The sequence below is a fragment of the Streptomyces nanhaiensis genome (assembly GCF_046614825.1).
GTDB lineage: Bacteria > Actinomycetota > Actinomycetes > Streptomycetales > Streptomycetaceae > Streptomyces > Streptomyces radiopugnans.
In genome coordinates this window covers 1-21957 of sequence record NZ_JBKJFM010000109.1, presented here as the reverse complement: position 1 = coordinate 21957, position 21957 = coordinate 1, and the positions used below count along the sequence as shown (strand labels likewise).

Below are 21957 nucleotides of genomic sequence, written 5' to 3'. Positions count from 1 at the left end.
TGGCGGCCCGCGAGGCCGCCGCCCAGGGCCCGCCGGCGCGGTGGGGCGACACCCACCGGCTCGCGCCCTGGCGGGCGCTGCCGGCCGGCCCCGGCGAGTCCTGGCCGGCCCTGGACGGCGACCACGACTGCGTACTGGCAACCTCCAGCGTGCCAGGGGTCACCGACCTGAGCGCCCGCGCCTCCGCCGCCCGCTACGTGTGGGACCTGGCCCGACGCGAGGACAGCGCCTGGGTGGTGCCGCTCGGCGCCTCGGGCGTGCCCGGGGACCCGCACCACCGCGACCAGCTCCCGCTGTGGGCGCGCTGCGAGCTGGTCCCGGTCGTCACCGACTGGGACCGGCTCACCGAGGAGCCCGCCGTACCGCACGGCCGGCCCGCACCGCACTCACCGCACGTACCGCACGCACCGCACGACCGAGGAGAGAATTGACCACCCCAGCCGCGCCCTCCGGCGCCCCGTCCCCCCGGCGCCGCGAAGCCGTGCACGAGACCCGCGTCGAGGGCTTCGGCACCGTCCGCGTCGTCCCCGTGGACCCCGCCCGCGACATCGACCTGCTGTACGGCTGGGTGACCCGGGAGCGGGCCCGCTTCTGGGGGATGCTCGACCACACCCGCGAGGAGGTCCTGGAGACCTACGAGTACCTGGACTCCCTGTCCACGCACCACGCCTATCTGATCCACCTCGACGACCGGCCGGTCGCCCTCTTCCAGACCTACGAGCCGGACGCCGACCCGGTCGGCGAGTACTACGAGGTGCGGCCGGGGGACTTCGGCATCCATCTGATGGTCGGCCCCGCGGACGGCGGGCCGCGGCCGGGTTTCACCGGCACCCTGCTGACCGTCTTCCTGGCCCACCTGCTGGCCGAGGACCCCGGCCGCAGGCGGATCGTCGCCGAGCCCGACGCCCGCAACGAGACGGCCGTCTCCCGGCTGCTGCGGACCGGTTTCGTCCTCGGCCCCGAGGTCGAACTGCCGGAGAAACGGGCCCGGTTGGTCTTCCTCGACCGGGACGCCTTCCTCTCCCGCACCGCCTCCCGGACCTCCTGAGGGCCGCGGCGCCCCGGCACGGCACGGGTGTGTCGGTGGGCACGGCTACGGTGCTGCCGTGATCGATTCCGACGACGTCCGCCGTATCGCGCTGTCCCTCCCGGAGACCGTGGAGAAGGAGGCATGGAGCATGCCCACCTTCCGGGTGGCCGGGAAGATGTACCTCACCGTCCCCGACGACGAGACCTCCGTCGCCGTGCGCTGCCCGCGCCACGAGCGCACCGAGCTGATCGCGGCCGAGCCGGAGAAGTTCTGGGTGCCGCCCCACGAGGCGTCCTCGGCATGGGTGCGGGTCAGGCTGGCCGCCCTGGAGGACGTCGCCGAGCTGCGCGACATCCTCGTCGACTCCTGGCGGCAGGCGGCCCCCGAGCGGCTGCTGGAGGCGCATCCGGACCTGGTGCCGGGCGGCGCGGTGGGCCCGTAGGCGCGGCCCCGGGGCCGGTTCGAGGCGATGGGGGCCGGACGCGGTGGAGGCGTGCGGCCCCTCACCGGCCCCTCACCTCCGGCGGCCGGATTCCTCCATGTCGTCCCCGCGTCCGCCGGCGTCGGCGCCGCGCTGCCGCAGGACCCTCAGGGCGGTCTCGCACCACTGGAGGTTCTCGCGCTCGAAGGCGATGCCGCGCAGCAGCGTGAGGTAGGGGCCCACACGCCGGGCCTGCGCGAGGTACTCCTCCTCGGTGCGCCCGTCCAGCAGCTTGGCGCGCCCGCGTTCGTAGCGGGCCAGCTTGGCCGTCGACCACTCCAGTTGCGTCTCGACGGCGGCCCGGACGCCCTCGATGTCGCCCACGTCGGCGCTCTGGACCTTGACCAGAAGTTCGTCGCGGATGACGGTGGGCCGGGCGAGGGCGGCGGCGGTGTAGTCGCGCAGTGCGGCGTATCCCGCCTCGGTCAGTGAGAACAGGCGCTTGTTGGGCCGCCGTTCCTGCTGGACGACGCGGGCGGCGACGAGCCCCTCCCGCTCCATGCGCTCGAGTTCGCGGTAGAGCTGCTGGGGGGTGGCGGTCCAGAAGTTCGCGACCGAGGAGTCGAACCCCTTGGCCAGGTCCCAGCCCGACGCCTCGCCTTCCAGTAGGGCCGCCATCACCGCGTTGCGCAGAGCCATCCCCGTATTGGAGCACGGGGGCGACCTGCCGACAAATCGACTGTTCCGCATCGGCCCGGAGCCCGCGGGCGCGGTTCCGGCCGGGTGTGGACAGACTCCCCGCCAGGATCTACCCTCCAACGCACCTAGTAAACTTTTTGTCTATAGAGGTGGTCGGCATGAACCCCTTCCGGCGTGCCGTGGAGGCCCGCGACGAGCAGGCGCTGGCGGATCTGCTGGCCGAGGACGTCGTCTTCACCAGCCCCGTCGCGTTCAGGCCCTATGAGGGCAAGGCGATCACCGCGGCGATCCTGCGCGGTGTGATGCGGGTCTTCGAGGACTTCTCCTACACCCGTGAGATCTCCGACCCGGGCGGCCGGGACCACGTCCTCGTCTTCACCGCCACGGTCGGCGGCCGGCAGGTCCAGGGCTGCGACCTCCTGCACTTCGACGAGGACGGCAGGATCGACGACCTCACCGTCATGGTCCGCCCGCTGTCCGCCGCCCAGGCGCTCGCCGAGGCCATGGGCGCGCAGTTCGAGCGGATCTCGCACGAGGCCGCCGGCCGCTGACCGCCGGCCCGCCCGGCCCCTCGCCCCGCAGCCCCGTCACACCGCACCGCCCGCCCCGTCCCTGCCCCATAGCCCCACCGCACCGCCGCCCTCGCGCGCACCGAACCGGGAGACCGACCGCATGACCGCCTACCCCCATCTGCTCCGGCCCCTGGACCTGGGCTTCACCACCCTGCCCAACCGGGTCGTCATGGGCTCGATGCACGTCGGGCTGGAGGAGGCCCCCGACGGCTTCTCCCGGATGGCCGCCTTCTACGCCGAACGCGCCCGCGGCGGCGTCGGCCTGATCGTCACCGGCGGCATAGCCCCCAACGAGGCCGGGCGCCCCTACCCCGGCGGCGCCATGCTCACCACAGAGGAGGAGGCCGAACGCCACCGCACCGTCACCGACGCCGTCCACGCCGAGGGCGGCCGCATCGCGATGCAGATCCTCCACTTCGGCCGCTACGCCTACCACCCCGACCTCGTCGCCCCGAGCCCGCTGAAGGCCCCGATCAGCCCCCACACCCCGCGCGAGCTCACCGACGCCGAGGTGGAGCAGACGATCGAGGACTTCGCCCGCTGCGCCGCCCTCGCCCGGTCCGCGGGCTACGACGGCGTGGAGATCATGGGCTCCGAGGGCTACCTCGTCAACGAGTTCATCGCCTCCGCCACCAACCGCCGCACCGACCGCTGGGGCGGCTCGTACGCCAACCGCATGCGCTTCCCCGTCGAGATCGTGCGCCGGGTCCGCGAGCGCGTCGGCGAGGACTTCATCGTCGTCTACCGGCTGTCCATGCTCGACCTGGTCCCCGGCGGCTCCACCTTCCCCGAGGTCGTCGAGCTGGCCCGGGCCGTCGAGGCCGCGGGCGCCACCATCATCAACACCGGCATCGGCTGGCACGAGGCGCGCATCCCCACCATCGCCACCTCCGTGCCCCGCGGCGCGTACACCTGGGTCACCCGCAGGCTGATGGGGTCCGTCTCCGTCCCGCTGGTCACCTGCAACCGCATCAACAACCCCGAGCTGGCCGAGCGGATCCTCGCCGACGGCGACGCCGACATGGTCTCCCTGGCCCGCCCCATGCTCGCCGACGCCGACTTCGTCGCCAAGGCGGCCGCCGGCACCCCCGAGGCGATCAACACCTGCATCGGCTGCAACCAGGCCTGCCTGGACCACACCTTCAGCCTCAAGATCACCTCCTGTCTGGTCAACCCCCGGGCCTGCCACGAGACCGAGCTGGTCCTGGAGCCCACCCGCCGGGTCAAGGACATCGCGGTGGTCGGCGCCGGACCGGCCGGGCTCGCCTTCGCCGTCTCCGCGGCCGAGCGCGGCCACACCGTCACCCTGTACGACGCGGCCCCCGAGATCGGCGGGCAGCTCAACACCGCCCGCCGGGTCCCCGGCAAGCAGGAGTTCGACGAGACCCTGCGCTACTACCGCCACCGGCTCGGCGCCCTCGGCGTCGAGCAGCGCCTGGGCGCCGAGGTCACCGCCGGGCAGCTCGCGGACGCCGGGCACGACGAGATCGTCCTGGCCACCGGGGTCACCCCCCGCGTCCCCGAGATCCCCGGCGTCGACCACCCCAGCGTGGTGGGCTACCTCGACGTCCTCCACGGCCGCGGTTCCGTCGGCCGGCGCGTCGCGATCCTGGGCGCGGGAGGCATCGGCTTCGACGTCGCCGCCTACCTCACCCACCCCGGGCCGGACGGCGCGCCGGGCGGCCCGGAGACGACGGAGGCGTTCCTCGCCCGCTGGGGCGTCGACACCGAGTACCGCTCCCCCGGCGGTCTGACCGAGCCCGTCCACCCCTCCGGCGAGCGCACCGTCCACCTGCTCCAGCGCAAGACGAGCAAGGTCGGCGCGGGCCTGGGCAGGACCACCGGCTGGATCCACCGCACCGAGCTCAGGCAGCGCGGTGTCACCATGCTCGCCGGCGTCACCTACGAGCGCATCGACGACGAGGGCCTGCACATCACCGTCGACGGACAGCCCCAGGTGCTGCCGGTGGACACCGTCGTGCTGTGCACCGGGCAGGAGCCCCGGCGCGACCTGTACGACGAGCTGGCCGGACGCGGCGTCAAGGCCCACCTCATCGGCGGCGCCGACATCGCCGCCGAACTCGACGCCAAGCGCGCGATCGACCAGGGCACCCGCCTGGCGGCCGCCCTGTAGGACGCGGTCCGCGGCGGCCGTCCGTCCCGCTCCCGCGCAGGCGCGGGACGGACGGCCGTCAGCCGCGCAGGGCCGCCTCGACGACGGCCGCCCACTGGGCCACGACCCGCTCGCGTCGGGCGCCGTCGTCGGTCAGGAGGTTGGCCAGGCCCAGTCCGCGGGCCATGTCGAGCAGGCCCTGCACGGTCTCCCGCGCTCCGGGCACGCTCTCGTCCGCGCCCAGCAGGCGCACCGCCATGCGGTGCGTCTCCCGGCCGATGCGCGCCTCCAGCGCGACCACCCGGGGCGCGAGCTGCGGTTCGTTGGCGGCGGCCACCCACAACTGGAGCGCGGCGCGGAAGAGTTCACCGGTGTAGAGGCCGACGATCGCCTCGACGGCCTCCCGCGCGCCGGCCGGGCGCGGCAGGTCCCGCAGGACGGCCGACCGCTCCTCGGCGACGTACTCCACCGCAGCCGTGAACAGGTCCTCACGGGTGGGGAAGTGGTGCTGGGCCGCCCCGCGGGTGACGCCCGCGTGCTCGGCCACGACCGCGACCGTGCTGCCCGCCCAGCCGCGCTCGGCCAGGCAGGCCACGGCCGACTGGAGCAGACGCCGCCGGGTGGCGCGGCTGCGGTCCTGCTTGGGCGCGTTGCCCCGTACGGTCAGTGGTGCACCCATCGGGGGTCCCGTCGTTCGAGGAAGGCGGACATGCCCTCGTGCGCCTCGTCCGAGGCGAACAGCCGCGCGGAGAGCTCCGCCAGGCTATCGGTGTCCCGGTCGAACACCCGCAGCACCTCCGCCGTGACCAGGCGTTTGGACTCCGCCAGGCCCTGCGGCGAGCCGCGCCGCAGCCCGTCCAGGACCGGCTCCAGCGCGGCGTCCACGTCCTCGGCCGCGATGGTGACCAGCCCGATGCGGGCCGCCTCCGCCGCACCGAAAAGCTCGCCGGTCAGGTAGTACCGCCCGGCCGCCCGCGCGTCCAGCCTCGGCAGCAGCGGCAGGGAGATCACCGCAGGGGCCAGTCCGAGCCGCGCCTCGGTGAAGGCGAAGGTCGCGCCGGGGCCGGCCACCGCGATGTCGCAGGCGCCCAGCAGTCCGGCGCCGCCCGCCCGTACGTGCCCGGTGACGCGGGCGACGACGGGTTTGGGGAAGGCCACGACCGTGCGCAGCAGCCGTGCCAGGCCCAGGGGGGCGCCGGTCGGCCCGGCCGCCGCGCCCGCCTCGCCCAGGTCCGCGCCGGCGCAGAAGGTGGTGCCGGTGTGGGTGAGCAGCACCGCCCGGGTGTCCGGGTCGCGCCCGGCCGCCTCCAGGTGCGCGTACAGCTCGCCCACCAGCCGGGCGGAGAGGGCGTTGCGGTTGTGCGGCGAGTCGAGGGTGAGGGTGGTGACGCCCCGCCCGGCCGAGCTCCGCACCAGGGGCCCGTCGCCCCTGCCTCCCCCGCCGTCCGTGGCCGTCATGCCGTGGCACCCCTCTCCCCGTCCTTCTCCCCGGCCCGCTCCCCGGCCCGCAGCTCGCGCCGCAGGGTCTCGCCGCCGCCGGCGCGTTCGGCCGCCCGCCGGGCGGTGGCCAGCGGGTGGACGGTGGTGACCGCGGCGCCGCACCGGGTGGCGGCGTGGAAGACGGCCGGGTAGGCGATGGTGTTGGGGCCGTGCAGGGCGAGCACGTCGCCCTTGCGCAGGCCGGATGCGGCGAACGCGGCGGCGATGCGGCGGCTGAGGCCGTCGAGCTGCGCGTAGGTGAGTTCGGTGCCCTCCACCCCGTCGACCAGTGCGGGGCGGTCGGCGAAGCCGCGGGCTGACGCCCCCGGGACGGCGTCGCGGACGGGCCGGCCGAGGAGCGGGACATCGGCGTACTCGCTGCGGAACACGGTGTCCTCCGGAGGAAGGGCGGAGTGGCTCAGTAGGACCTGGGCAGTCCCAGGGTCTGGTGGGAGACGAAGTTGAGGACCATCTCCCGGCTGACCGGCGCGATGCGGGCCACGCGGGAGGCGGTGACGAGGGATCCCAGACCGTACTCGCTGGTCAGGCCGTTGCCGCCGAGGGTGTGCACGGCGCGGTCGACGGCCTTCGCGCAGGCCTCCGCCGCCGCGTACTTGGCCATGTTGGCCGCCTCGCCCGCTCCCGCGTCGTCGCCCGCGTCGTACAGCAGGGCCGCCTTGCGCGTCATCAGGCGGGCCAGTTCGATCTCGACGTGCGCCTCGGCCAGCGGGTGGGCTATGGCCTGGTGGGCGCCGATCGGCTCCTTCCACACCTGCCGGGTGCGGGCGTAGTCCACCGCCCTGCCGACGGCGAAGCGGCCCATGCCGAGGGCGAAGGCGGCGGTCATGATCCGCTCGGGGTTGAGTCCGGCGAAGAGCTGGAGCAGCCCGGCGTCCTCGTCGCCGACGAGCGCGTCCGCGGGCAGCCGTACGTCGTCCAGCACCAGCTCGAACTGCTTCTCGGGAGCGGACAGTTCCATCTCGATCACGCTGCGGGAGAAGCCGGGGGCGTCCCGGGGGACGATGAACAGGCAGGGCTTGAGGCGTCCGGTGCGGGCGTCCTCGGTGCGGCCCACGATCAGGGTGGCGTCGGCTATGTCCACGCCGGAGACGAAGACCTTGCGGCCGTTCAGGACCCAGTCCCCGCCGTCGCGGCGGGCGGTGGTGGTGATGCGGTGGGAGTTGGAGCCGGCGTCCGGCTCGGTGATGCCGAACGCCATCTTCCGGCTGCCGTCGGCCAGTCCGGGCAACCAGGCGCGCTTCTGCTCCCCGGTGCCGAAGCGGGCGATGACGGTGCCGGTGATGGCGGGGGTGACGATGAGCATGAGCAGCGGGCAGCCCACCGCGCCCAGTTCCTCCAGCACGATCGACAGCTCGGTGATGCCGCCGCCTCCTCCCCCGTACTCCTCGGGGAGGCTGACACCGAGGTAGCCGAGCTTTCCCGCCTCCCGCCACAGTTCGTCGGTCTGCCCGCCCGCCCGGCGCACCCGCTCGAAGTACTCGCGGCCGTAGCGCCCGCCGAGTGCGGCGACGGCCGCGCGCAGCGCCCGCTGCTCGCCGGTCTCCAGCAGTGCCGTTCCCGTGTGCCCGGCGCACCGTTCGGTGGTCATGCCCCTGCCCCTTCGTCGGTTGCCTGACTCGCCGGCGGTTCCTCGCCGCCGGTGCGGTCCTGCTCCTCGGAGGCGACGACCGCGAGGACGGCGCCGACCTCCACGCGCTGTCCGGCGGTCACCCGCAGCTCCCGCAGCACCCCGTCGGCAGGCGCCGTGACGCGGTGCTCCATCTTCATCGCCTCCAGCCACAGCAGCGGCTGCCCCGCCGTCACCGCGTCGCCCGCGGCGAGGCGGTCGGCGAGGCGCACGACCGTGCCGGGCATCCGCGCCAGCAGCGAGCCGGGCTCGGCGCGGTCGCGCGGATCGGGGAAGCGCGGCAGCGCCGTGAAGGCGTACGCACCCAGCGGCGAGTCCACGAAGACCCTCGCCCGGTCCTCCCCGCCGCCCGGCCCGTCCGGCCCGTCCGGGTACGCCGCGACGTCGAAGCGGTGCCGTACGCCGTCGATCTCCAGCTCGACGCGGTCGGCGGCGACCCGCAGGGCGCGTACGCCCGGCAGGTCCTCGGCGAGCGGCGGGCCGCCGCGCGCGGGCCGGTAGCGCACCTCCAGCTCCGCCCCGCCGGGTTCGGCCCGGTAGCACTTGGTCTGCGGGCAGGAAGGGAGGTTGCGCCAGCCGCCGAGCCGCCCGGAGACGGTCCGCGCGGCCGTGCGGCGCGCCTCGGCGTCCGCCAGCGCCGCCGCGAACGCCGCCGCGCGCAGGCGCCGTTCGCCGTCCGGGGGCTCCTGGCACAGGTGCGCCAGATGCCTGTCGTAGAAGCCGGTGTCCAGGCGTCCGGAGGCGAAGTCGGGGTGGTGCAGCGAGCGCACCAGCAGGTCGCGGTTGGTGGCCGGGCCGTGGATGCGGGCCCGCTCCAGCGCGTGGGCCAGCTTCCGCACGGCCTCGGCACGGGTGGGCGCCCAGGCGATGACCTTGGCCAGCATCGGGTCGTAGTGGACGGTGACCTCGTCGCCGCCGGCCACCCCCGCGTCCAGCCGCACCCCGGGGCCGGCGGGCACCTCCAGACGGTGCACCCGCCCGGTCTGCGGGCGCCACCGCCGGGCCGGGTCCTCCGCGTAGAGGCGGGCCTCGACGGCGTGGCCGCGCGGCTCGGGCGGCCGCGCGGCGGGCAGCGGGGCGCCCTCGGCGATCCGCAGTTGCAGCGCGACGAGGTCGAGGCCGTACACGCACTCGGTGACGGGGTGCTCGACCTGGAGGCGGGTGTTCATCTCCAGGAAGTACGCCCGCCCGTCCGGTGCCAGGAGGAACTCCACCGTGCCCGCGCCCCGGTAGCCGACCGCGCGCGCGGCGCGCTCGGCCGCACCGTGCAGTGCGGCGCGCTGCTCCCCGGTCAGGTGCGGCGCGGGGGCCTCCTCGATGACCTTCTGGTGGCGGCGCTGGAGCGAGCAGTCGCGGGTGCCCAGGGCCCACACCGTGCCGTGGCCGTCCGCGAGCACCTGCACCTCCACATGGCGGCCGCGCTCGACGTAGGGCTCGGCGAAGACCTCCCCGTCGCCGAAGGCGGCCGCCGCCTCCGCCGACGCGGCACGTACCTCGTCCTCCAGCGCGGCCAGTTCGCGCACGATCCGCATGCCGCGCCCGCCGCCGCCGGCCGCGGCCTTGACCAGCAGCGGCAGGTCCTCCTCGCGTGCCTCGCCGGGCCGTACCGGCGCCAGCAGGGGCACTCCGGCCCTGTCCATCAGCTCCTTGGCGCGGGTCTTGGACGCCATGGCCTCGATCGCCCCGGGCGGCGGGCCGATCCAGACCAGGCCCGCCTCCAGCACCGCCCGGGCGAAGCCGGCGTTCTCCGAGAGGAAGCCGTAGCCGGGGTGGACGGCGTCCGCACCCGCCGCCAGCGCGGCCGCCACGATCAGGTCGCCGCGCAGGTAGGTGTCGGCGGGTGCGTCGCCGGGCAGCGACACTGCCGCGTCGGCCTCCCGCGCGTGGGGGGCGTCCGCGTCCGCGTCGGAGTGGACGGCGACGGTGGCGACGCCCAGTTCCCGGCAGGTGCGGAAGACACGCCGGGCGATCTCGCCGCGGCCCGCGACCAGGACGGAGCCGATGGTCCGCCCCGCGTCCGCTTGTGTCGACATGTCCACTCCTCACATCCGGAAGACGCCGAAGCCGCCGCGCGCGCCCGCCACCGGTGCGCCGTGCACGGCCGACAGGCACATGCCGAGCACGGTGCGGGTGTCGCGCGGGTCGATGACGCCGTCGTCGTAGAGCCGCCCGGACAGGAACACCGGCAGCGACTCGGCCTCGATCTGCTGCTCGACCATGGCGCGCAGCGCCGCGTCGCCCTCCTCGTCGTAGGGCCTGCCCCTGGCCGCCGCGGACTCGCGCATCACGGTGGAGAGCACTCCGGCGAGCTGCCGCGGGCCCATGACGGCGGACTTGGCACTGGGCCAGGCGAACAGGAAGCGCGGGTCGTAGGCCCGGCCGCACATGCCGTAGTGGCCGGCGCCGTAGCTCGCCCCCATCAGCACCGACAGATGCGGCACCTTGGAGTTGGAGACCGCGTTGATCATCATCGCGCCGTGCTTGATGATGCCGCCCCGCTCGTACTCGGTGCCGACCATGTAGCCGGTGGTGTTGTGGAGGAACAGCAGCGGGATGTCGCGCTGGTTGGCGAGCTGGATGAACTGGGCGGCCTTCTGGGACTCCTGGCTGAACAGCACACCGCGGGCGTTGGCCAGGATGCCGACGGGGTAGCCGTGCAGGGTCGCCCAGCCGGTGGTCAGACTGGTGCCGTACAGCGGCTTGAACTCGTCGAAGTCGGAGTCGTCGACGATCCGGGCGATCACCTCGCGCGGGTCGAAGGGGATCTTCAGGTCGCCGGGCACGACGCCCAGCAGCTCGTCCTGGTCGTAACGCGGCGGGCGTACGGCCGCCGGGTCGGGGGCGGGGTGGGCCTTGGGCCGGTTGAGGCGGGCGACGACGCGGCGGGCCTGGCGCAGCGCGTCGGGCTCGTCCACCGCGAAGTGGTCGGCGAGACCGGAGACGCGGGCGTGCATGCCCGCGCCCCCCAGCTCCTCGTCGTCGGCCTCCTCGCCGGTGGCCATCCTCACCAGCGGCGGTCCGCCGAGGAACACCTTGGCGCCCCGGTCCACCATGATCACGTGGTCGGACATGCCGGGGACGTAGGCGCCGCCCGCGGTGGAGTTGCCGAAGACGACCGCGATCGTGGGGATGCCGGCCTCGCTGAGCCGGGTCAGGTCGCGGAAGAGCGCGCCGCCGGGGATGAAGATCTCCTTCTGGCTGGGCAGGTCCGCCCCTCCGGACTCCACCAGGCTGATGAGCGGCAGCCGGTTGGCCCGGGCGATCTCGTTGGCCCGCAGCGCCTTCCTCAGCGTCCAGGGGTTGCTGGCTCCGCCGCGCACGGTCGGGTCGTTGGCGGTGATCAGGCACTCGACGCCCTCGACCACTCCGATGCCGGTGACCAGCGAGGCGCCGACGGTGTGGTCGCTGCCCCAGGCCGCCAGCGGGGACAGTTCCAGGAAGGGGGTGTCGGGGTCGAGCAGCAGCTCGATCCGCTCGCGGGCCAGGAGTCTGCCGCGCCCGCGGTGGCGGGCGACGTACTTCTCGCCGCCGCCGGCCAGGGCCTTGGCGTGCTCGGCCGCCAGTGCGTCCAGTTTCGCGAGCATCGCCTCGCGGTCGGCGGCGTACTCCGGCGCCGCGGTGTCCAGCGTCGAGCGCAGCACGGTCACAGCAGCTCCTCGGGTATGTCGATGCGGCGGGAGCGCAGCCACTCCCCCAGCGCCTTGCCCTGCGGGTCGAAGCGGGCCTGGGAGGCCACGCCCTCGCCGAGGATGCGGCCGATGACGAAGTTCAAAGCGCGCAGGCCGGGCAGCACATGCCTGGTGACGGGCAACTCGGCTGCCTCCGGAAGCAGCCGGCGCATCCGGTCGGCGGTGAGGGTGTGCGCCAGCCAGCGCCACGTCCGCTCGTCGCGCGCCCACACGCCGATGTTGGCGCTGCCGCCCTTGTCCCCGCTGCGAGCCCCGGCCACGGCGCCCAGCGGCGCCCGCCGGGTGGCGTCCAGGCTCTCCCTCGGCAGCGGCTCGGGCAGCGGCGGCTCGGCCACCGCCTCCAGGGGACGGGTGGCGCGGGGCGGCGGCAGTGGGATCCGCCGCCCGTCCGGCAGTACGGCCGTGTGCGGCACCTCGGCCGCGTCCAGGTACGCCGTCCCGAACACCCCGTACGGCGCCCCCTTGCCCGGCGGGGCGGTGACGTGGAAGCCGGGGTAGCTGCCGAGCGCCAGCTCGACGGCGGCGCCGCTGACGGCCCGCCCCACCCGGTCGGCGTCCGCGTCCCGCACCACGAGGCGGAGCAGGGCGCTCGCCTCCTCCTGTACGGGCGCGTCCGCGCGGTCGGTGCGGGCCAGGGTCCAGCGGACCTCCGCCGGGCGGCCGCCGGGCGCGGCGTCCAGCCGGTCCTCCATCTGCTCGCGCACCAGCGCCGCCTTGGCCTCCACGTCCAGACCGGTGAGGACGAAGACCACCTCGTTGCGGAAGCCGCCCAGGCGGGTCAGGCCCACCTTGAGCGCGGGCGGCGGCTCGCCGCGCACGCCCTCGATCCGCACCCGGTCCTCGCCGTCGGCCCGCAGCCGTACGGTGTCCAGCCGCGCCGTCACATCGGGCCCGGCGTAGCGCGCGCCGGCCGTCTCGTACAGGAGCTGGGCGGTGACGGTGCCGACGGTCACGGCACCGCCGGTGCCCGGGTGCTTGGTGATCACCGAGCTGCCGTCGCGGTGCAGTTCGGCCAGCGGGAAGCCGGGGCGGCGCACGTCGATCCCCTCGGAGGCGAAGAAGGCGTAGTTGCCGCCGGTGGCCTGGGTGCCGCACTCCAGCACGTGCCCGGCGACCACGGCGCCGGCAAGCGCGTCGCGGTCGCCGGGGTCGCCCGCGTCCCAGCCGAAGCGGGCGGCGGCGGCTCCGGTGACCAGCGCGGCGTCGGTGACCCGGCCGGTCACCACCACGTCGGCGTCCGCCTCCAGGCAGGCGGTGATGCCGGCCCCGCCCAGGTAGGCGTTGGCGGTGAGGACGCCCTCGCCCCAGCCGCCGCGGGCGGTCACGTCGTCGCCCTCGACGTGGGCCACCCTGGCCGGCAGGCCGAGTCCGGCGGCCAGCTCCCTGACCGCGCCGGCCAGGCCGGCCGGGTTGAGTCCGCCCGCGTTGACCACCAGCGGCACACCGCGTTCGACGGCGAGGCCGAGGGTGTCCTCCAACTGCCGCAGGAAGGTCCTGGCGTAGCCGAGGCCGGGGTCCCGCATCCGGTCCCGGCCCAGGATCAGCATGGTCAGCTCGGCCAGGTAGTCGCCGGTCAGGACGTCCAGCTCACCGCCGGTGAGCATCTCGCGCACCGCGTCGAAGCGGTCGCCGTAGAAGCCTGAGGCGTTCCCGATCCGCAGCACCCCTCCCCCGCCGCCGGGGGCGGGGGTCACCGCGCACCCCCGTCCCCGCGGCTGCGCGCCCCCGGCGCCCGCCCGGCGCCGGGCGGGCCCGCGAAGGCCTGGGCGACGGAGAGCCAGCGTTCGGCGGCGGCGCCGGTGGCGCGCAGGGCGGTGTCGTCGCGGTGGACGCGCCGGGTGACGAGCAGGCAGAAGTCCAGCGCGGGCCCGCCGACGCGCTGCGGCGCGTCCTCGGGGCCGTACGTCCACAGCTCGCCGGGGGCGCCTCCGGCCGCCGGGGGCGGGACGAGTTCGACGCGGAACGGCTCGGCGGGCGGCTCCAGTCCGTTCACCAGGTGGGCGAAGTCGCGGGTCCGCACGCCGAGTCGGGCGACATGGCGCAGACGGCCGGTCGGCTCGCGCCGCACGCCGAGGGCCCCGGCGATGTCCTCGCCGTGCGCCCATGTCTCCATCAGCCGGGCCGTGGCCATGCCGGCGGGGCTCATCGGCGGCCCGTACCAGGGGATGCGGTGCCTGCCCGGCCGTGCGGACAGCTCCCGGAGCGTGCCGGCGAGCGTCCGCCGCCCGGCGCGCCACAGTGCCAGCAGCGCGCCGGGCGGCAGCTCGGCGCCGCGGCGGGCACCGTCGTCGACGTAGGTGTCCACGGCGGCGGGGTCCGCGAACGCCGCCTCCGCCTCCCGCCGGAACGCCTCGGGATCGCGGGCGGCGAGCAGGGCGCGCTCGTCGGTCCAGGCCAGGTGGGCGATCTGGTGGGCGACGGTCCAGCCGGGCGCCGCGGTGGCGGCCGTCCACCGCCCGCCGGTCTCCTCCGCCAGGGGCGCGACGAGCGCGTCCAGTTCCTCGCCCTCGCGCCGCAGGTCCTCCAGCACCTCGTCCGCAGCCGTGCCCGGCATGCGCCCTCCCTCACCTCGGCCGTGCGGGCTCTCCGTCCGGCGAGCGTGGCAGGGACGGAGGAAACAATCAAGCACGCATGCATGATTTTCTGCGGTCCCGGTTGTTTCCTCCGTCGGCATCGGACGAGGCGAAGCGGCGGACCGGGGAACAGATCACCCGGCACCGGGGTTGCGCAGGGAGCGGCCCCGGCCCCCGGCCGGGCCGGCAGGGGGCGGCCGCCGGTCGCCCCGACCGACGGACACTGAAGGGCGAACGATGAAGATCGGCATCATCGGCGCGGGCAACATCGGCGGCAATCTGACCAGGCGGCTGACCGCACTCGGCCACGACGTGTCGGTGGCGAACTCACGCGGACCGCACACCCTCACCGCACTGGCCGAGGAGACCGGGGCCACCCCCGTCGCCGCATCCGAGGCGGCGCGCGGCGCGGAGGTCGTGGTGGTCACCGTCCCGCTGAAGGCCGTGCCCGACCTGCCCTCCGGGCTGCTCGACGGAGCCGCCCCCGGGGTGGCCGTCATCGACACGGGCAACTACTACCCGCGGCAGCGCGACGGCCGGATCGACGCCATCGAGGACGAGGGGCTGACCGAGAGCCGCTGGACCGAGCGGCAGATCGGCCACCCGGTGGTCAAGGCGTTCAACGGCACCTACGCCCAGGACATCGTCGACAGGCCGCGACCCGCGGGCGACCCGGAGCGCATGGCCCTGCCGGTGGCCGGGGACGACGAGGACGCCAAGCGCCGAGTGCGGGACCTCATCGAGGAGATGGGCTTCGACACCGTCGACGCGGGCGGTGTCGACGACTCCTGGCGCCAGCAGCCCGGCACGCCCGTGTACGGGCTGCGGGCCGGCGCCGGGGAGGTCGCCGCCGCGCTGGCCGAGGCGTCCCCGGAGCGTCCGGCAGACTTCCGCGCCTGACGCCGGGCCGGGCGTCCCGCGCCGGGCATCCCGCGCCGGGCGCCCTCAGCCCTCCCCGGAGGCAGGGGTGCCGGAGGCGGGCGTGCTGGAGGCGGGGTCGCTGGAGGCCGGGCGCCCGCCGGCCGTCCCGCCTCCCCCCTCCTTCGCACCGGCCGGCTTCCTTCCCGGCTTCCGTCTCCCCGGTTTCTCCGGCTTTGCCGGTTTCCCCGGTTTTCCCGGCTCCTCGCGCTGCGGGCCGTTCGCCGCCATGCCCGCCGCCGTCGGCATGAAGTCGCTGAGCAGTTCGTGGGTCTCGCGCACCAGGGGCCTCAGCAGCCGGAACCGGGTGAGGGATATCGCGCGGGCGACGATCGGCGCCACGCGCTCGGCCAGGCGGCGGCTGTTCGCCGAGCCCTCGGAGCGGTCGTAGACCCAGAACAGGACCAGGCCCATCTGCTGGAGCCAGAGCAACCGGGGCAACTGCTCGGCGAGTTCGGGGGCGTAGGCGGTGTCCGCCCCCGCCAGGACCCTGCGGTGGACCTCGATCGCCGCCTCCCTCGGCCCCTCGGACTCGGCGGAGAAGGGGCTGAGCGGACTGTCGGGATCGGCGGCGTTCTTGAAGAACTGGGCCGCGAACTCGTGGTAGGGCTCGGCGATGTCCAGCCAGGCGAGGAGGACCCCGCGGATGCGTGCCGCGAGGTCCCTCTCGCCGTCCAGGACGGCTTCGGCGGCCGCCTGGTGCTGCTCGGCGATCCGGTCGTAGAAGCCCTGGATCAGGTGCTCCTTGCTCCCGAAGTAGTAGTACGCGTTGCCGACGGAGACCCCGGCCTCCTGGGCAATGGCGCGCATCGTCGTGCGGTCGTAGCCGCGCTCGCGGAACAGGCGCAGGGCGGTCTCCAGGATGAGGGCCCGCGTCTGCTCGCTCCTGGGCCGTCTGGCCGGTCCGGCGGCCTTCCCCGGTCCGCCCCGCTCCCCGCCTCCGGGGGCCGCGGGAGGCTCGCAGGAGCCGGCCGCGGCGTCCTCGTGCACGGATTTCGGTGCTGCTTCCACACGGATGAGCCTAATCGGGCGCCGGGCAGCTCCCCCCGCAGGCCGGGGGGAGGGAGGAGCGCGGGGCCTGGCCGGTGAAGGTCCAGCCCGTGCCTGGGGCGTAACTCCAGCCGTCGTCCGTGCGGTAGGCCCGCCCGCCCCAGTCGCCGCTCCCGTCCGGCCTGCGCGCCGCCCGCCGGTACTTCGCCGCGGCGAGCACCGCCGCGCGCGCCAGCGGCGCGCCCGCCGGGGTGCTGAGCCGGTGGGCCGTGGGCCGGTACTCGGCCAGGGCCCACAGGCACACGATCCAGGCGGTCGGTCCCCGGTAGACCTGCCCGCCGTCTCCCACGACCGTGATCTCCTCCAGGGTCCGGCCGTGGTCGAGTCCGGGCAGTCTGCGCCGCGCCTCCGGCGAGCCGGCGGGCACCAGGTCGAGAGGGACGAGCCGGCGCTGCCGCGCCAGCCAGTCGCGGATGTGCCGGCACAGCGGGCAGTCCGCGTCGTAGAGCACCGTCAGCCGGCGGACCGGGACGCGCACGGCGCCCCGGTCTCCGGCGGCCGTCCCCGTCACGCCCGTCACGCCCCGGCGGCCGGAGCGGTCCAGCCCTGCGGGGGCACCGGAGGCGTCTGCTCGCGCTCCATCGCGCTCCGCCGCCGGATCCGGTTGAGGACGTAGACGTTCCCCAGGTGCAGCACACCGAGGACCAGCAGCACCACGCCGAGCTGCTTCGACAGCGCCTCGAACACCCCCCTGGTGTCGTCCACCGGGGCCCCGACCCTCAGATACAGGGCGACGAAGCCGAGGTTGACGAGGTAGAACCCGACCACCAGCAGGTGGTTCACGGCGTCCGCGAGCTTCTCGTTCCCGCGCAGGACGTCCTCGAGGAAGATCTGCCCGTTCCTGCTGAGCGTGCGCGCCACCCAGACCGTCAGAGCGACGCTGACGGCCAGGTAGACGACGTACGTGACCACAGTGAGGTCCATGCCCCCACCCTTCGTGAAGCGCTCTTTGAACGTGTTCAAAAAGCTGTTGCACCGGACTGTAGACCTGTTTTTGAACACGTTCAAGTCGCTTGCGCGGCAAGGGGGATGGGGCAGGAGGCGTACGGTCGGCGGGCGGCGCGCACCGGCCGGCCCGAGCGCCTGACGCGCCGGGTGGGGCGGGTGCGTCATCGTGAACGGCGGCACCTCCGCACGGCCGCGCACCGGCGCGGCGCGGACGGCGCCCCACTCCGGACCCACCGAAGGAGAAGACCCCGTGAAGAGGATCGCCGCCCGGATCTGGCACCGCATCGGCGGCCGGCTGCAGTGGCGCCTGCTGTGGCTGGCCAACCCGAAGTTCATGGTGGGCGTCACCGGCGTCGTGCGCGACGAGGACGGCGCCGTGCTCCTCCTCAGACACCGCATGTGGCGCCAGGACCGCCCCTGGGGCCTGCCGACGGGGTACGCGAAGAAGGGCGAGACCTTCCAGGAGACGGTAGTCCGCGAGGTGCGCGAGGAGACCGGGCTCGAGGTGCGCGTCGGCGAACTCGTCCGCCTCACCAGCGGGTACCGGCTGCGGGCGGAGGTAGCCTACGAGGCCCGGCTCACCGGCGGCACCCTCCGGGTCGCCCCCCTCGAGATCCTGGAGGCGAGGTGGTTCGCGCCCGGCGACCTGCCCGAGGGGCTGCAGGAGTCGCACCGGCCTCTGATCGAGCGCGGGGCCGGCCCGGGCCGGGACGCGTAGCCGGAACGCGTAGCCGGATTGCGGGGCCGGGACGCGTAGCCGGGGTGCGGGGCCGCCCGCGGCGGTACACGATGGGAGACGTGACCGACGAGACGCCGCCGCAGCCACCGATCATCGTCTGGGGCGTGACACACGGGGACCGGCCGTTCCGCACCGTCCAGGTCAGAGGGGAGCCGGTGGGCCTCGCCCATGACCTCACCGACGTGGTCCGGCTGGCGTACGACGCGGGTCTGAGTCCGGTGGACCTGGACGACCCGGCCACCGTGCGCTGGGTGGGCGGGGACAAGTACACCTGGGCCTGAGCCGCCGCCCGCCGCCGGACTGCCGGATTCCGGCGCCGCCTCACACGTCGTGCCCCCGGGCGGCCAGCCACCGGTGGACCGCGGCCTTGTCGGCGACGCTGACGGGGGCGGGGCCCTGCCTGGAAGGCCCCTCGTCCCGGTTGAACCCGGTGTCGGTGACCCGGGCCGTCACCCAGTCGGCCAGTTCCCTGGCGGCGTCGGAGGACAGGCGGCCCTGCTCCCACTCCCGCCGGGCCCGCTCGGCCGCGTCCGCGTCGTGGTGGGCGGCTTCCTCCAGCCAGACCGGTACCAGGCGCCGGACTGCCTGTTCGTCCACCGGGTCTGTGGGGGGTGTGCTCGGTGAATCGCTCATGCTTCGACGTGTGACCGGCCGGGCCGGATGCCATGCCGGATTCCCCCCTCCATGCCCCGGCAGGGTCAGCGCGGGGCCGGCGGAGACCCCGCGGAGAACCGGCGTGGAGGTTGCGTGGAGGCCGTCTGGAGGCGGTGGGAAGTCAGCGGGGAAGGGTCTCGGCGCCGCCGCCCGGGCTCGTCCCCGGCGCCCGCCACCGCACGGTCCGAGCCACCGCCGCCCTCCGGCCGGCGAAGCGGTCCAGCAGCCACACGGTGCCGTTCAGGCCCCAGGTGAGCAGGGCCAGGGCGGCTATGGGCGCGACCACCAGGCCGAGGATGAGAACGACGGTTTCCGTCACGGTGCCTCCTGAAACAACCGAACCGGGCTGTCACGACCGGTGCCCCGTACGGAGAAGAACACTCCTGCCCGCTCGCGGCCCCCTCGACCGGGCCTCGCGGCCCGGCCGCGGCCCGCCCTCCGCCCCGCGGTACGCCGCCGGGCCCGTGGCGCCCGCCCGCGTCCGGACGGCCTTGTGTCCGGCCCCTCATGTGATGGGGCCGGACACAAGGCCGGTGGGCTGTCATCCGGGCTGGTCGCTGTCCTTCAGCGAGCCCCAGCCGTGCCAGCGGTCGATCTCGATCCAGGCGCTGACGCGACGGCGGTCCCGTCGCGGATACGGCTCGCCGAGGTAGTGGCGGGCCAGCCGGTCGATGTCGGCCAGCTCCGGGTCGTCGCGGATCTCGGCGACGCGGCCGATGAGGCTGACGTGGGTGTACCAGTTGCCCTCGTCGAGCACGGTGAGGGTGACCCGGGGGTCGTTGCGCACGTGCTGCAGCCGTTTGCGGGCCTCGTCCATGTTCACCAGCACCCGGCCGTCGTCCCACAGGTACCAGGTGGCGGTGGACACCGGCTGGCCGTCCGGCCGCAGGGTCGTGATGACGGCCGGATTGGCCTTCTCGAGCATGGTCACGGCCGCTTCGGGAAGCGGTGGCTTCGACATGGGTGGCCCTCCTCGGCACGTCGCTGTACGTCGCTGTACGCCGTCCGACCGGCATGGTTCCGCCCAGCATCACACACCGCCGGCGCCGATCGCGGGAGCGCTCACGGGTGCGGGCGGCGGTGGCGCGCCGCCGCCCGCGGGAGGCCTCAGGCGTGCGCGGCGCGCGTGCGTATCCGGCGCAGAACGGCGCTGAACACCCAGGCGTTGACCACGGCGGCCAGAGAGACCAGGCCCAGCAGGAGCGCCGCCCCGACGGGACCGTCGGGCAGCGGCACGGCGAGGGCGAGCAGGCTGGTGGGGGCGGTGGCCGCCACGGGCCACACCCCCGCCATCGAGGCGTCCTCGTGCGGGAGGACCGCCGCGTCCAGCACGACCCACAGCACCAGTGCCGCGCACACCGCCAGGTAGATCCGGGCGGGCCAGTTGTCCGCGACGCCTCCGGCGCGCAGCGGAAGCCGCCCCCTGCCGTTCCCTTCACCGTTGCCGTCCCTGTCCCCGTTGCCCCGCGTACCGTCGTGCACGGCCATCTCGCTCACCCGTCCCTTTCTTCCCGTTCGTCGTCCGCTGCCAGTCGTGCCGCGCGTTCCACGGGGGTTCGCGGCGCTCGCCGGCCGGACGTGCCGCACGCACCGTCCCTCCCGGGGGTGTGGGCTCCGGGGGGCCGCGCCGGCCTGTGACTCCAGGATCGCGCCGGGGAACCCGCGAACTCCTCGGCCACCGGCAGGAACCTCCCCTCCACCTCTGGGTAGAGGGGTCTCATACCGGCGGTCGGCGGTCGGCGGTCGGCGGTCGGCGGTCGGCGGGCACCGCGGGTACTGCGGGCGGCCTTCGCCCGGCCGGGGACGGGCCGGCGGGGGCGTCTACCGCGTGGAGGTGGTGCGCGGCCTGATCAGCCCGGTGTCGTAGGCCAGGATGGTCGCCTGGACCCGGTCGCGCAGCCCCAACTTGCCGAACAGCGCGTTCACATGGGTCTTGACCGTCCCCGTGGAGACGCCCAGGCGCTCGCCGATCTCGGCGTTGGTCAGTCCCGAGGCGACCAGGAGCAGCACCTCCCGTTCGCGTGGCGTGAGCCGCTCCAGCGCCTCGCCGGCCTCGGGGCGGACCGGCCCGCCCTGCGCGAAGGCTGCGATGAGGCGGCCGGTCACCGCCGGTGCCAGGATGCCGTCGCCGGAGGCGACGACGCGGACGGCGGCCAGGAGGTCGTCGGCCCGGGCGTCCTTGAGCAGGAACCCGGAGGCCCCGGCGCACAGGGCCTCGAAGACGTAGGAGTCGAGGTCGAAGGTGGTGAGCACCAGGACACGGGCCCCGCTCGGGCCGCCCGCGATCAGCCGGGTGGCCGTCAGACCGTCCATGCCGGGCATCCGGATGTCCATCAGCACCACGTCGGGGCCGAGTTCCGCCGTCAGCTCCACGGCCGTGGCGCCGTCACCGGCCTCGCCGACCACCGACAGATCCGGTTCGGCGTCGACGATCGCGGCGAATCCCGCGCGGACGACGGCCTGGTCGTCGACGACCAGCACACGAACGGCGATGGGTCCACCCCCTGCCCCGGGCCGGAGGACGCTCCGGCCGACCGGGCGCCATCGTCCCATGCGCGCGGGGCCGTCCGCTCCCGTCCGCTCCGGTCCGGCCACGGTGGGCGGGATAGTCTGGACGGCGCTCCTCCGCCGCCGCCGGCGCGGCGGAGACCGGGGACGGGCACGGGGATCGGGGGCAGGGTGGGCGGCGTACGGCACCGGCGGCGCGTACGGCGCGCCGTCTCGGCGGTGGCCGGGACGTGGACGGCCCGCGCCTATCTCGCGCTGTGCGGCGCACTGCTGTTGTGGGTGTCGGCGGACGCCTTCCTCGTGAGCCACGAGGACGCCTCCATGGCGGGGGTCGTCCCCGTGCTGGCCACCGCTCCGCTGAGCATGCTGCTCCTGGTCGCGCCCGGGGAGGGGATCCTCACCTATCTGTCGATCGTCGTCGTGAGCGCCCTGGCGAACGCCGCCCTGATCAACTGGTGCGTACGCGCGCTGGGGCGGGGCGGGCGGAGCACCGGCGACGCCCGATAACCCGACGCCCCGCCCGCGGCGTCTCGCTCAGGGGCCCACCGCCGCCCGCGGCGGCGCGGGGGCGCCTTCCCGCGCCGGGGTCCTCGCGGCCGGCGCCCGGGCGGTCCGGTCGCCGGGTTCGTGGAGGGTGGCGAGCAGTTCACGCATGGCGGCCAGCGCAGCCCGTGCCTCGGCCGCCACGTCATCCAGCCGTCCCTCCTCGGCGCTGCGCACCACCCGGCCCGCCCGCTCCAGGACGGTCCCGCGCAGCCCTTCGGCGACGTGCTGCCGCTGGGCGCGCACCGCCTCCGCCGCCTGCCGTACGGCCTCCTGGACCGCCGCCCGTTCACGGGCGGCGGTACGGGCGCCGCGGGCGCGCGCGGCCGCGCCCGCCCGCCCCACCGCCGCCCACACCGGCACCCGGGCGGCG

25 protein-coding genes and 2 pseudogenes are annotated in these 21957 nt (G+C 75.1%); 9 read left to right on the top strand and 18 right to left on the bottom strand.

Going from position 1 to position 21957, the window contains the following annotated elements; translation table 11 throughout:
• From ACLIYP_RS21375 to ACLIYP_RS21365, 3 genes are all read left to right on the top strand, one after another.
• Positions 1-431, top strand: a 431-nt coding sequence (locus ACLIYP_RS21375; protein WP_412714736.1) for a penicillin acylase family protein, incomplete at its 5' end; no start/stop codon positions are given.
• The gene (locus tag ACLIYP_RS21370) at positions 428-1048 is read left to right on the top strand and encodes a GNAT family N-acetyltransferase (protein WP_412714735.1); all 621 of its coding nucleotides are present in this window, start codon (positions 428-430) and stop codon (positions 1046-1048) included. The genes ACLIYP_RS21375 and ACLIYP_RS21370, both read left to right, overlap by 4 nt.
• Before the next feature lie 58 nt (positions 1049-1106).
• Complete coding sequence (locus ACLIYP_RS21365; RefSeq protein WP_412714734.1) at positions 1107-1472, top strand: MmcQ/YjbR family DNA-binding protein; 366 nt, start codon at positions 1107-1109, stop codon at positions 1470-1472.
• Between the two features lie 72 nt (positions 1473-1544).
• Here the strand turns inward: ACLIYP_RS21365 and ACLIYP_RS21360 are convergent, their stop codons facing one another.
• The gene (locus ACLIYP_RS21360) at positions 1545-2150 is read right to left on the bottom strand and encodes a PadR family transcriptional regulator (protein WP_412714733.1); all 606 of its coding nucleotides are present in this window, start codon (positions 2148-2150) and stop codon (positions 1545-1547) included.
• A gap of 158 nt (positions 2151-2308) precedes the next feature.
• Between ACLIYP_RS21360 and ACLIYP_RS21355 the strand changes: the two genes are divergently transcribed.
• Positions 2309-2701, top strand: a complete 393-nt coding sequence (locus tag ACLIYP_RS21355; protein ID WP_412714732.1) for a nuclear transport factor 2 family protein — start codon at positions 2309-2311, stop codon at positions 2699-2701.
• Positions 2702-2822: 121 nt separating this feature from the next.
• Positions 2823-4856: an oxidoreductase gene (locus tag ACLIYP_RS21350; RefSeq protein WP_412714731.1), complete on the top strand. Its 2034-nt coding sequence runs from the start codon at positions 2823-2825 to the stop codon at positions 4854-4856.
• Positions 4857-4914: 58 nt separating this feature from the next.
• Here ACLIYP_RS21350 and ACLIYP_RS21345 read toward each other — a convergent pair whose 3' ends face one another.
• The 8 genes and pseudogenes from ACLIYP_RS21345 to ACLIYP_RS21310 all read right to left on the bottom strand — a co-directional run bounded on the left by ACLIYP_RS21345 (position 4915) and on the right by ACLIYP_RS21310 (position 14205).
• Positions 4915-5514 (bottom strand): TetR/AcrR family transcriptional regulator, encoded by a 600-nt coding sequence (locus tag ACLIYP_RS21345; protein WP_412714730.1) that lies wholly within the window; start codon positions 5512-5514, stop codon positions 4915-4917.
• Complete coding sequence (locus ACLIYP_RS21340; protein ID WP_412714729.1) at positions 5499-6293, bottom strand: enoyl-CoA hydratase family protein; 795 nt, start codon at positions 6291-6293, stop codon at positions 5499-5501. Before ACLIYP_RS21340 ends, ACLIYP_RS21345 begins: the two co-directional genes overlap by 16 nt.
• 83 nt (positions 6294-6376) lie before the next feature.
• Positions 6377-6703 (bottom strand): annotated as a pseudogene (locus tag ACLIYP_RS21335) (AMP-binding protein); the annotation flags it as partial.
• Positions 6704-6732: 29 nt separating this feature from the next.
• Complete coding sequence (locus ACLIYP_RS21330) at positions 6733-7923, bottom strand: acyl-CoA dehydrogenase family protein (protein ID WP_412714728.1); 1191 nt, start codon at positions 7921-7923, stop codon at positions 6733-6735.
• Positions 7920-9995 (bottom strand): ATP-binding protein, encoded by a 2076-nt coding sequence (locus ACLIYP_RS21325; RefSeq protein ID WP_412714727.1) that lies wholly within the window; start codon positions 9993-9995, stop codon positions 7920-7922. Before ACLIYP_RS21325 ends, ACLIYP_RS21330 begins: the two co-directional genes overlap by 4 nt.
• Before the next feature lie 9 nt (positions 9996-10004).
• Positions 10005-11609 carry an acyl-CoA carboxylase subunit beta gene (locus ACLIYP_RS21320; protein WP_412714726.1) on the bottom strand — a complete coding sequence of 535 codons (1605 nt, stop codon included), beginning with the start codon at positions 11607-11609 and terminating at the stop codon, positions 10005-10007.
• Positions 11606-13345: an acyclic terpene utilization AtuA family protein gene (locus ACLIYP_RS21315; protein WP_412714725.1), complete on the bottom strand. Its 1740-nt coding sequence runs from the start codon at positions 13343-13345 to the stop codon at positions 11606-11608. Before ACLIYP_RS21315 ends, ACLIYP_RS21320 begins: the two co-directional genes overlap by 4 nt.
• Positions 13342-14205 (bottom strand): TIGR03084 family metal-binding protein, encoded by an 864-nt coding sequence (locus ACLIYP_RS21310; protein WP_412714724.1) that lies wholly within the window; start codon positions 14203-14205, stop codon positions 13342-13344. Before ACLIYP_RS21310 ends, ACLIYP_RS21315 begins: the two co-directional genes overlap by 4 nt.
• Positions 14206-14374: 169 nt before the next feature.
• On the opposite strand from ACLIYP_RS21310, the gene ACLIYP_RS21305 reads away from it, so the two are divergent.
• On the top strand, positions 14375-15124 hold the full coding sequence (locus ACLIYP_RS21305) for an NADPH-dependent F420 reductase (RefSeq protein ID WP_412714723.1): 750 nt from the start codon (positions 14375-14377) through the stop codon (positions 15122-15124).
• 45 nt (positions 15125-15169) lie between these two features.
• Here the strand turns inward: ACLIYP_RS21305 and ACLIYP_RS21300 are convergent, their stop codons facing one another.
• The 3 genes from ACLIYP_RS21300 to ACLIYP_RS21290 form a co-directional block, all read right to left on the bottom strand.
• Positions 15170-16006 (bottom strand): TetR family transcriptional regulator, encoded by an 837-nt coding sequence (locus tag ACLIYP_RS21300; protein ID WP_412714739.1) that lies wholly within the window; start codon positions 16004-16006, stop codon positions 15170-15172.
• Between the two features lie 157 nt (positions 16007-16163).
• Positions 16164-16670, bottom strand: coding sequence for a thiol-disulfide oxidoreductase DCC family protein (locus tag ACLIYP_RS21295; protein ID WP_412714722.1), 507 nt, complete (start codon positions 16668-16670; stop codon positions 16164-16166).
• A 38-nt stretch (positions 16671-16708) separates the two neighbouring features.
• Positions 16709-17116, bottom strand: a complete 408-nt coding sequence (locus ACLIYP_RS21290; RefSeq protein WP_412714721.1) for a hypothetical protein — start codon at positions 17114-17116, stop codon at positions 16709-16711.
• Between the two features lie 274 nt (positions 17117-17390).
• Here ACLIYP_RS21290 and ACLIYP_RS21285 point away from each other — a divergent pair, with 274 nt between their 5' ends.
• On the top strand, positions 17391-17858 hold the full coding sequence (locus ACLIYP_RS21285) for an NUDIX domain-containing protein (RefSeq protein WP_412714720.1): 468 nt from the start codon (positions 17391-17393) through the stop codon (positions 17856-17858).
• 71 nt (positions 17859-17929) lie between these two features.
• The gene (locus ACLIYP_RS21280) at positions 17930-18160 is read left to right on the top strand and encodes a hypothetical protein (RefSeq protein WP_093659817.1); all 231 of its coding nucleotides are present in this window, start codon (positions 17930-17932) and stop codon (positions 18158-18160) included.
• 40 nt (positions 18161-18200) lie between these two features.
• Here ACLIYP_RS21280 and ACLIYP_RS21275 read toward each other — a convergent pair whose 3' ends face one another.
• The 5 genes from ACLIYP_RS21275 to ACLIYP_RS21255 form a co-directional block, all read right to left on the bottom strand.
• The gene (locus ACLIYP_RS21275; protein WP_412714719.1) at positions 18201-18512 is read right to left on the bottom strand and encodes a hypothetical protein; all 312 of its coding nucleotides are present in this window, start codon (positions 18510-18512) and stop codon (positions 18201-18203) included.
• 142 nt (positions 18513-18654) lie between these two features.
• A complete protein-coding gene (locus tag ACLIYP_RS21270; RefSeq protein WP_412714718.1) occupies positions 18655-18852 on the bottom strand; it encodes a hypothetical protein in 198 nt (65 codons plus the stop codon).
• 222 nt (positions 18853-19074) lie between these two features.
• The gene (locus ACLIYP_RS21265; protein ID WP_412714717.1) at positions 19075-19494 is read right to left on the bottom strand and encodes a PPOX class F420-dependent oxidoreductase; all 420 of its coding nucleotides are present in this window, start codon (positions 19492-19494) and stop codon (positions 19075-19077) included.
• Between the two features lie 146 nt (positions 19495-19640).
• Positions 19641-20021 carry an SCO4225 family membrane protein gene (locus ACLIYP_RS21260; protein WP_412714738.1) on the bottom strand — a complete coding sequence of 127 codons (381 nt, stop codon included), beginning with the start codon at positions 20019-20021 and terminating at the stop codon, positions 19641-19643.
• A gap of 333 nt (positions 20022-20354) precedes the next feature.
• The gene (locus ACLIYP_RS21255; protein WP_412714737.1) at positions 20355-21026 is read right to left on the bottom strand and encodes a response regulator; all 672 of its coding nucleotides are present in this window, start codon (positions 21024-21026) and stop codon (positions 20355-20357) included.
• Positions 21027-21212: 186 nt separating this feature from the next.
• Between ACLIYP_RS21255 and ACLIYP_RS21250 the strand changes: the two genes are divergently transcribed.
• On the top strand, positions 21213-21548 hold the full coding sequence (locus ACLIYP_RS21250) for an SCO4225 family membrane protein (protein ID WP_412714716.1): 336 nt from the start codon (positions 21213-21215) through the stop codon (positions 21546-21548).
• Between the two features lie 27 nt (positions 21549-21575).
• Here ACLIYP_RS21250 and ACLIYP_RS21245 read toward each other — a convergent pair.
• Positions 21576-21957 (bottom strand): annotated as a pseudogene (locus ACLIYP_RS21245) (sensor histidine kinase); the annotation flags it as partial.

Coding starts and splice junctions, on each gene's coding strand:
- ACLIYP_RS21360 (WP_412714733.1), bottom strand. CDS start 2,150: ATGGCTCTGCGCAACGCGGTGATGGCGGCCCTACTGGAAGGCGAGGCG.
- ACLIYP_RS21355 (WP_412714732.1), top strand. CDS start 2,309: ATGAACCCCTTCCGGCGTGCCGTGGAGGCCCGCGACGAGCAGGCGCTG.
- ACLIYP_RS21350 (WP_412714731.1), top strand. CDS start 2,823: ATGACCGCCTACCCCCATCTGCTCCGGCCCCTGGACCTGGGCTTCACC.
- ACLIYP_RS21345 (WP_412714730.1), bottom strand. CDS start 5,514: ATGGGTGCACCACTGACCGTACGGGGCAACGCGCCCAAGCAGGACCGC.
- ACLIYP_RS21340 (WP_412714729.1), bottom strand. CDS start 6,293: ATGACGGCCACGGACGGCGGGGGAGGCAGGGGCGACGGGCCCCTGGTG.
- ACLIYP_RS21330 (WP_412714728.1), bottom strand. CDS start 7,923: ATGACCACCGAACGGTGCGCCGGGCACACGGGAACGGCACTGCTGGAG.
- ACLIYP_RS21325 (WP_412714727.1), bottom strand. CDS start 9,995: ATGTCGACACAAGCGGACGCGGGGCGGACCATCGGCTCCGTCCTGGTC.
- ACLIYP_RS21310 (WP_412714724.1), bottom strand. CDS start 14,205: ATGCCGGGCACGGCTGCGGACGAGGTGCTGGAGGACCTGCGGCGCGAG.
- ACLIYP_RS21290 (WP_412714721.1), bottom strand. CDS start 17,116: ATGGACCTCACTGTGGTCACGTACGTCGTCTACCTGGCCGTCAGCGTC.
- ACLIYP_RS21280 (WP_093659817.1), top strand. CDS start 17,930: ATGGGAGACGTGACCGACGAGACGCCGCCGCAGCCACCGATCATCGTC.
- ACLIYP_RS21275 (WP_412714719.1), bottom strand. CDS start 18,512: ATGAGCGATTCACCGAGCACACCCCCCACAGACCCGGTGGACGAACAG.
- ACLIYP_RS21265 (WP_412714717.1), bottom strand. CDS start 19,494: ATGTCGAAGCCACCGCTTCCCGAAGCGGCCGTGACCATGCTCGAGAAG.
- ACLIYP_RS21260 (WP_412714738.1), bottom strand. CDS start 20,021: ATGGCCGTGCACGACGGTACGCGGGGCAACGGGGACAGGGACGGCAAC.